The sequence below is a fragment of the Streptomyces sp. NPDC059224 genome (assembly GCF_042754285.1).
In the GTDB taxonomy this organism is placed as follows: domain Bacteria; phylum Actinomycetota; class Actinomycetes; order Streptomycetales; family Streptomycetaceae; genus Streptomyces.
Genome location: NZ_JBHZAN010000036.1, coordinates 96,820 through 103,281 on the forward strand (window position 1 = coordinate 96,820; position 6,462 = coordinate 103,281).

A 6,462-nucleotide genomic window follows, 5' to 3' on the forward strand; every position below is an offset into this window, starting at 1 on the left:
GCGACGCCCCCGCGGGTGCGCGTGCACCTGCGGCCCGGCGGGAGGCCGGTCGCGCAGTTCCCCGCGCCCGCGGGGCCCCTAGACGGGCTCGGTGCCGAACCGTTCTGCCCGGTGGACCCGCCAGCGCTCCATCATCGGGGCGATCTCCCCGTCCACGAACTCGAAGAACGCGAGTGTCTCGGCCATCCGCCGCCCCGCCGGGGTGTCGGCGCCGAGGCTGCTCACGCCCTCCCGCAGCGCCCCCTCCCAGCGCTTGAGCACGGTCTCCCGGTTGGTGAGGGCCTCGTACCACTGGTCGCTGTGCACCCGGTACCGCTCCCGCCGGGAGCCCGGTTCCCGCTCGCGCGCGACCATGTGCTGCTGGGCCAGGTAGCGCACCCCGCCGGACACCGCCGCCGGGCTGACCTGCAACTTCTCCCCCAGTTCCGCCGAGGTCAGGGTGCCCGGGTCGGACGACAGCAGGGCCGCGAAGATCCGGGCCGGCATGCGCTGCATCCCGGCCTCGACGAGCTGCGCCGCGAAGCTCTCGACGAACTTCGAGACGGCCTCCTCGTCACGTCCCGTCGCATCCGTAGTCATGGTCACCACCCTAGCCGCGGTTTCTGCACTTCCTTAACTTCACAAATTTCTGAAGACAGCGTACGTTCGGAACCATGACGAAGGCAATCAAGGTCGCCGGGCTGCACAAGTCCTTCGGCCGCACCCACGCCCTGGACGGCCTCGACCTGGACGTCGAGGCCGGCGAGGTGCACGGCTTCCTCGGCCCGAACGGCGCCGGGAAGTCCACCGCCATCCGGGTCCTGCTCGGCCTGCTGCGCCCCGACTCCGGCGCCACGCAGATCCTCGGCCGCGACCCCTGGAAGGACGCCGTGGAGGTGCACCGCAGGATCGCCTACGTCCCCGGGGACGTCGCCCTCTGGCGCAACCTCTCGGGCGGCGAGGTCATCGACCTGTACGGCAGGCTGCGCGGTGGCGTCGACGCCCGCCGCCGGGCCGATCTGCTCGACCGCTTCGAACTGGACCCCACCAAGAAGGGCCGCACCTACTCCAAGGGCAACCGCCAGAAGGTCGCCCTGGTCGCCGCGTTCGCCTCGGACGTGGACCTGCTGATCCTGGACGAGCCGACCTCCGGCCTCGACCCCCTGATGGAGGAGGTCTTCCAGCGCTGCGTGGCGGAGGAGCGCGACCGCGGCCGGACCGTCCTGCTGTCCTCCCACATCCTGAGCGAGGTCGAGGAACTCTGCGACCGCGTCAGCATCATCCGCAACGGCCGTACGGTCGAGTCCGGTTCACTCGCAGACCTGCGTCACCTCACCCGCACCAGCGTGACCGCCGAACTCGCCGGGCCGCCGAACGGGCTGGCCCACCTCCCCGGCGTCCACGGCCTCGACGTCCAGGGCCACCGGGTCCGCCTCCAGGTCGACGCCGGGCAACTCACAGCCGTACTCAGCTCGTTGAGCCGGACCGGCGTGCGGTCCCTGACCTCCACGCCGCCGACCCTGGAGGAGCTCTTCCTCCGCCACTACGCGGACGAGGCGGTCACCCGATGACCACCCTCAGCGGCACCGGCACGCTCCTGCGCTTCGCGCTGCGCCGCGACCGCGTGACGACACCGGTCTGGATCGCGGTGAACGCGCTGATGGTCCTCTCCATGCCGAACACGCTGAAGACCCTGTACGGCACGGAGTCCGAACGTACCGATCTCGTCCGTCAGTTGCAGACCAACGCCTCCTTCCGGGCGCTGATCGGCCCGCTCCACGACACCTCGCTCGGCGGTCTGACCGCCTGGCGGGTGGGCGTGTACGCCGGTCTCCTCGCAGCCGTCACCGGCCTGCTCGTCGTCGTACGCCACACCCGCGAGGAGGAGGAGACCGGCCGGGCCGAGCTGCTGGCGTCCGGCGCGGTGGGCCGCCGGGCGGCGCTGACCGCGGCCCTGCTGGCGGCGGCCGTCGCCAACGGCGTACTGGCCCTGCTGATCACGGCGGGCCTGGCCGGACAGGGGATCGCCGGGGCCCTCTCCTTCGGGCTGGGCCTGGCCGGAACCGGCATGGTCTTCGCGACGACGGCCGCGGTCGCCGTCCAGCTCACCGAGAGCGCACGCCTGGCCCGGGGCCTCACGGCGGCGGTGCTCGGCGCGGCCTTCGTGCTGCGCGCGGCGGGCGACTCGGCCCGTGCCGACGGATCGTCGCCGCTGACCTGGCTGTCGCCGCTGGGCTGGCTGGAGAATCTCCGCCCCTTCGCCGCCGAACGCTGGTGGGTACTGGTGCTGTTCACGGCCGCGGTGCTGGTGCAGGCCGGGGTGGCCTACGTCCTGGCCGGCCGCCGTGACCTGGGGATGAGCTTCTTCCCGGCCCGTCCGGGCCGGGCCACCGGAGCCCTCGGCTCGGCGGCCGCGCTCGCCTGGCGGCTCCAGCGGGGCGCGGTGCTCGGCTGGTCGCTCGGCTTCTTCCTGTCGGGCGTGGTCTTCGGCGGGCTGGCGGAGGGCGCGGCCGACCTGGTCGGGGACAACGAGAACGCCCGCGAGATCTTCGAGCGGATGGGCGGGCACGGGGCGCTCACGGACGCGTTCCTCGCCTCGATGGCCGGCATGCTGGGCCTGGTCGCGGCCCTGTACGTGGTGTCGTCCGTGCTCCGGCTGCACGGCGAGGAGACCGCGGGCCGCGCCGAACCCCTGCTGGCCTGCGCGGTGGGACGACTGCGCTGGGCGGCCGGGCACCTCGTGATCGCCTTCGGCGGCTCGGCTCTGATCATGCTGCTGGCCGGAGTGGGCCTAGCGGCCGGCTTCGGCAAGGAGGTGGGCCCGGTGCTGGGCGCCTGCCTGGTCCAGCTCCCGGCGGTCTGGGTGATCGGCGGCCTGGCGCTGCTGCTGTACGGGGTCACGCCCCGGCTGGCGCCCGCGGCCTGGGGAGCGGGGGTGGCGGTCCTGCTGATCGGCTGGGTGGGCCCGGCCCTGAACGCTCCCCGCCTCGTCCTGGACCTCTCCCCCTTCGGCCACCTGCCGAAGCTGCCGGGCGAGCAGATGGCGTGGGGGCCGGTTCTGATCCTGCTGGGGCTGGCCGTGCTGCTGGCGGGCGGCGGCCTCGCGGGACTGGGACGCCGGGACATGACCGCCTGACGGCAGGCTCTCAGTCGACGTACTGCTTGATCTCCTCGGTGTCGGGGGCGATACCGACGGGGCCGGGGAGAGTGACCTTGCCCCCGAGCTTCACCACGTGCACGTCCCGGTATCCGCCCTCCGGGTCCGGGTCGCTGTGCACGAGGACCGGGAGGTTGTCCCGGTCGATGAGCAAGCAGACCGGGATACCCGCCTCGGCGAGGCGCGGGGTTTCCCGACCCGGTCCCCGTTGTGGGTGTCCGAGTCGTACGAGGTGACCTCCACGACCATCAGCACCCCAGGGGTATCGGCCCAGTCCCCCTGCCCCGCGAAGTGCCCCACGGGTGGAGCCTGACGGTGTCGTCCACGCGCTCGGCGAATTCAGCGATCCGATCGAACACGCCGACCGACATCTGGGACGAGGTGCGCTCTGCCATAACCGTCACGGTGCCTCCCTGCGCAGGCACGCACGGCTTGACCCGTCAGCCGCGATCGGCCGTCGGAATCGGTCGGTGATCAGCCGAACGGTTGATCACTCGACGCGGACACCCAGGCCTTCCAGGCCCCGGATCACGAAGTTCGGCTTCCGCCGCGGCTCCGCGGCCAGGCTCAGCGTCGGGGCCTTCTCCAGCAGGGCCGTCATGGAGGCCGCCAGCTCGATGCGGGCGAGGGGGGCGCCGATGCAGTAGTGGATGCCGGCGCTGAAGGAGATGTGCGGGTTGTCGCGGCGGGTGAGGTCGAGTTCCCCGGGACGGCCGAACACCTCGGGGTCGTGGTTGGCGGAGCCGAAGAGCATCGCGATCTCCGCGCCCTTCGGGATCGTCGTGCCGTCGACCTCGATCTCGTCCAGCACCCAGCGTTCGAAGAGCTGGAGCGGGGTGTCGTAGCGCATCAACTCCTCGGCGGCGGTGGGGACCAGGGAGTGGTCGGCGCGCAGGGCGGCGAGCTGGGCGGGGTTGCGGAAGAGGGCGTACCAGCCGTTGACCGTGGCGTTGACGGTCGCCTCGTGGCCGGCGTTCAGCAGCAGGACGGCCGTGGAGATCATCTCCTGCTCGGTGAGCCGGTCGCCCTCGTCGTGTGCGGCGATCAGTCCGGAGATCAGGTCCTCGCCCGGCTCCGAGCGCCGTTCGGCGATCAGCCCGCGCAGGTAGTCGGAGAACTCCACCGAGGCCCGGACCGCCCTCGCGGCCGTGTCCTCGGAGGGGTTCAGCTCGTACATTCCGCAGATGTCCGCCGACCAGGGCCGCAGCGGGGCCCGGTCCGCCTCCGGGATGCCCAGCATCTCGGCGATGACGGCGACGGGCAGCGGTTCGGCGACGTCGGCGAGCAGGTCGCCGCCGCCTTCGTGGACCAGACCGTCGACCAGCTCTCCGGCGAGTTTCGCCACGTACGGCTTGAGCCGCTCGACCGTGCGCGGGGTGAACGCCTTCGACACCAGGCGGCGGATGCGGGTGTGGTCCGGGGGTTCGAGGTCGAGCATGCCGTGGTCGTTGAGCGTGTGGAACGGCTCGTGCTCCGGCGGCGGGGCGGTCCGCCCGAAGTCCTCGTGGGTGAAGCGGTGCTGGTAGGTCCGCCCCAGCCGCCGGTCCCGCAGCAGCGCCGAGACGTCGGCGTGGTGCGGGACCAGCCACTGGTCGGTGGGCTCGTAGTACAGCACCCGGCCCCGGGAACGGAGCTCGGCGTAGGCGGGGTACGGGTCGGCGAGGAAGTCCGGGTCCCAGGGGTCGAAGGCTGCCATGGACGGACGTTAGACCGCCGGTCCCCCTCCTGACCAGGGGTGTCTCAGGGATGACGGGTCGGGCGGGGTCCACCACCGCCAGGTTGGCGTCAGGAGGTGAAGGGTCCGGTCGCCGCGGGCTGCGGGTGTTCGGCCGGGTTCCGGTCGCGCCGGCCGCCCCCGGCCTCCGGGTCGGACATGACGATCGCTGCGGCCAGGACCGGGGCCATGACCGGGCCGGCCGGCATGACCAGGAGGAAGGACAGCAGGCTCGTCGAGGACTGGCCGCCCGCCTGCATCTGCCAGACGTGGACGCTCACCGCCGCCATGCCGGTGTGGTGCATGGCGGACACGGCCGCACCCGTCACGAGGCCGGCTCCGACGGTCGCCCGGACCGCGCTGATCGCCACCGCCGCCCAGAGTGCCGCGGTGGCGGCGATCACGGCGATCACCACGGACAGCGCGACGACCGTGGCGTCGTAGTGCACGGTCCCACCGATATACATCGCGCTCATGCCGAGGTAGTGCCTCGCCGCCACCCCGAGACCGGTGACGACGCCGGCCGCGCCCAGGGTGACGGGGCCCGATCCCCGCTAGCCGACCAGGAAGACGCCGCAGGCCACCACCGCGATGGCGACGACGAGCCTCAGCAGCGTGCGGGCCGCGTCGTAACTCACCCCCGTGCCGTCGACGCTGAATCCGATCATCGCGATGAAGTGCGTGGTCCAGATGCCGCAGCCGAGGGAGACCGCCCCGAGGGCGAGCCGGCCCAGCCTCTTCTCACCGCGGCGGCGGCCCGTCGAGCGGGTGGTGCGGCGCAGGGCCGGCACGGAACCGAGTAACGCCATCAGGCAGGCGACCATCGGGGTGACCAGGCCGTAGTGGCATGTGCGTCCCGGTTCAGCCCGGTGAACCGGGAGAAAAGGGATTGCCCCGGGAGCGGAAGCCCTCTTGGCTGGGCGGCATGGCCGAACTGCGCACCGATCGCCTCCTCCTGCGCCCCTGGCGCGACTCCGACCTCGCACCGTGGGCGGCGCTGAACGCCGATCCCGAGGTGCGGGAGCACCTGGGCGATCCGCTCACCCGTGAACAGAGCGACGCCTCCGTGGCGAGGTTCCAGGCCGAGTTCGACCGGCGGGGCTACGGGTGGTGGGCGGTCGAGGTGCGGGCCACGGGCGAGTTCATCGGCTTCGCGGGCCTGGACGAGGTGGACGAGGACGTGCCGTTCACGGGAGTGGAGATCGGCTGGCGGCTCGCCCGCGCGGCCTGGGGGCAGGGCTATGCCACCGAGGCCGCGCTGGCCGTCCTGGCGCACGGCTTCGACACGCTCGGGCTCGGCGAGATCCTCGCCGTCACCACCGCCGCCAACCTCCGTTCGCAGGCGGTGATGCGCCGCATCGGCATGACCCGCGACCCGGCCGGCGACTTCGACGACCCCACCGCACCCGAAGGGCCACTGCGCCCGAACGTGCTCCACCGCATCGCCCGGCCCTAGCTGTTCTGTCCCGGGAGGTTGTGGACGGTGACAGGGCTCACGGCTGACTGATCTTGAAATGGGTGAGGGCCTTCTGGCTCGGTGTGGATTGCGACGTCTACACCTGACCGAAAGGCCCTCGTGTCCCACCGTAATGCACCCCTGACCGAGACCGGA

The 6,462-nt window shown here is 72.2% G+C and carries 8 protein-coding genes; 3 read left to right on the top strand and 5 right to left on the bottom strand.

Going from position 1 to position 6,462, the window contains the following annotated elements:
* Positions 1–78 precede the first annotated feature (78 nt).
* The gene (locus ACFXI4_RS34280) at positions 79–579 is read right to left on the bottom strand and encodes a GbsR/MarR family transcriptional regulator (protein WP_384998371.1); all 501 of its coding nucleotides are present in this window, start codon (positions 577–579) and stop codon (positions 79–81) included.
* A gap of 74 nt (positions 580–653) precedes the next feature.
* On the opposite strand from ACFXI4_RS34280, the gene ACFXI4_RS34285 reads away from it, so the two are divergent.
* Both ACFXI4_RS34285 and ACFXI4_RS34290 read left to right on the top strand, forming a co-directional pair.
* Positions 654–1,550, top strand: coding sequence for an ATP-binding cassette domain-containing protein (locus ACFXI4_RS34285; RefSeq protein WP_384998374.1), 897 nt, complete (start codon positions 654–656; stop codon positions 1,548–1,550).
* The gene (locus ACFXI4_RS34290) at positions 1,547–3,115 is read left to right on the top strand and encodes an ABC transporter permease (RefSeq protein ID WP_384998377.1); all 1,569 of its coding nucleotides are present in this window, start codon (positions 1,547–1,549) and stop codon (positions 3,113–3,115) included. Before ACFXI4_RS34285 ends, ACFXI4_RS34290 begins: the two co-directional genes overlap by 4 nt.
* Positions 3,116–3,125: 10 nt before the next feature.
* Here ACFXI4_RS34290 and ACFXI4_RS34295 read toward each other — a convergent pair whose 3' ends face one another.
* From ACFXI4_RS34295 to ACFXI4_RS34310, 4 genes are all read right to left on the bottom strand, one after another.
* Complete coding sequence (locus ACFXI4_RS34295; RefSeq protein WP_384998380.1) at positions 3,126–3,290, bottom strand: hypothetical protein; 165 nt, start codon at positions 3,288–3,290, stop codon at positions 3,126–3,128.
* A 336-nt stretch (positions 3,291–3,626) separates the two neighbouring features.
* A complete protein-coding gene (locus ACFXI4_RS34300) occupies positions 3,627–4,832 on the bottom strand; it encodes a cytochrome P450 (protein ID WP_384998383.1) in 1,206 nt (401 codons plus the stop codon).
* A gap of 89 nt (positions 4,833–4,921) precedes the next feature.
* The gene (locus ACFXI4_RS34305; protein ID WP_384998386.1) at positions 4,922–5,350 is read right to left on the bottom strand and encodes an MHYT domain-containing protein; all 429 of its coding nucleotides are present in this window, start codon (positions 5,348–5,350) and stop codon (positions 4,922–4,924) included.
* Between the two features lie 54 nt (positions 5,351–5,404).
* Positions 5,405–5,659, bottom strand: a complete 255-nt coding sequence (locus ACFXI4_RS34310; RefSeq protein ID WP_384998389.1) for an MHYT domain-containing protein — start codon at positions 5,657–5,659, stop codon at positions 5,405–5,407.
* 116 nt (positions 5,660–5,775) lie between these two features.
* Here ACFXI4_RS34310 and ACFXI4_RS34315 point away from each other — a divergent pair, with 116 nt between their 5' ends.
* Positions 5,776–6,306 (top strand): GNAT family N-acetyltransferase, encoded by a 531-nt coding sequence (locus tag ACFXI4_RS34315; protein ID WP_362728474.1) that lies wholly within the window; start codon positions 5,776–5,778, stop codon positions 6,304–6,306.
* Positions 6,307–6,462 lie beyond the last annotated feature (156 nt).

Excerpts from the sequence above, each read along its gene's own strand:
- ACFXI4_RS34300 (WP_384998383.1), bottom strand. The coding sequence starts at position 4,832 with ATGGCAGCCTTCGACCCCTGGGACCCGGACTTCCTCGCCGACCCGTAC.
- ACFXI4_RS34280 (WP_384998371.1), bottom strand. The coding sequence starts at position 579 with ATGACTACGGATGCGACGGGACGTGACGAGGAGGCCGTCTCGAAGTTC.
- ACFXI4_RS34290 (WP_384998377.1), top strand. The coding sequence starts at position 1,547 with ATGACCACCCTCAGCGGCACCGGCACGCTCCTGCGCTTCGCGCTGCGC.
- ACFXI4_RS34285 (WP_384998374.1), top strand. The coding sequence starts at position 654 with ATGACGAAGGCAATCAAGGTCGCCGGGCTGCACAAGTCCTTCGGCCGC.
- ACFXI4_RS34310 (WP_384998389.1), bottom strand. The coding sequence starts at position 5,659 with ATGGCGTTACTCGGTTCCGTGCCGGCCCTGCGCCGCACCACCCGCTCG.
- ACFXI4_RS34315 (WP_362728474.1), top strand. The coding sequence starts at position 5,776 with ATGGCCGAACTGCGCACCGATCGCCTCCTCCTGCGCCCCTGGCGCGAC.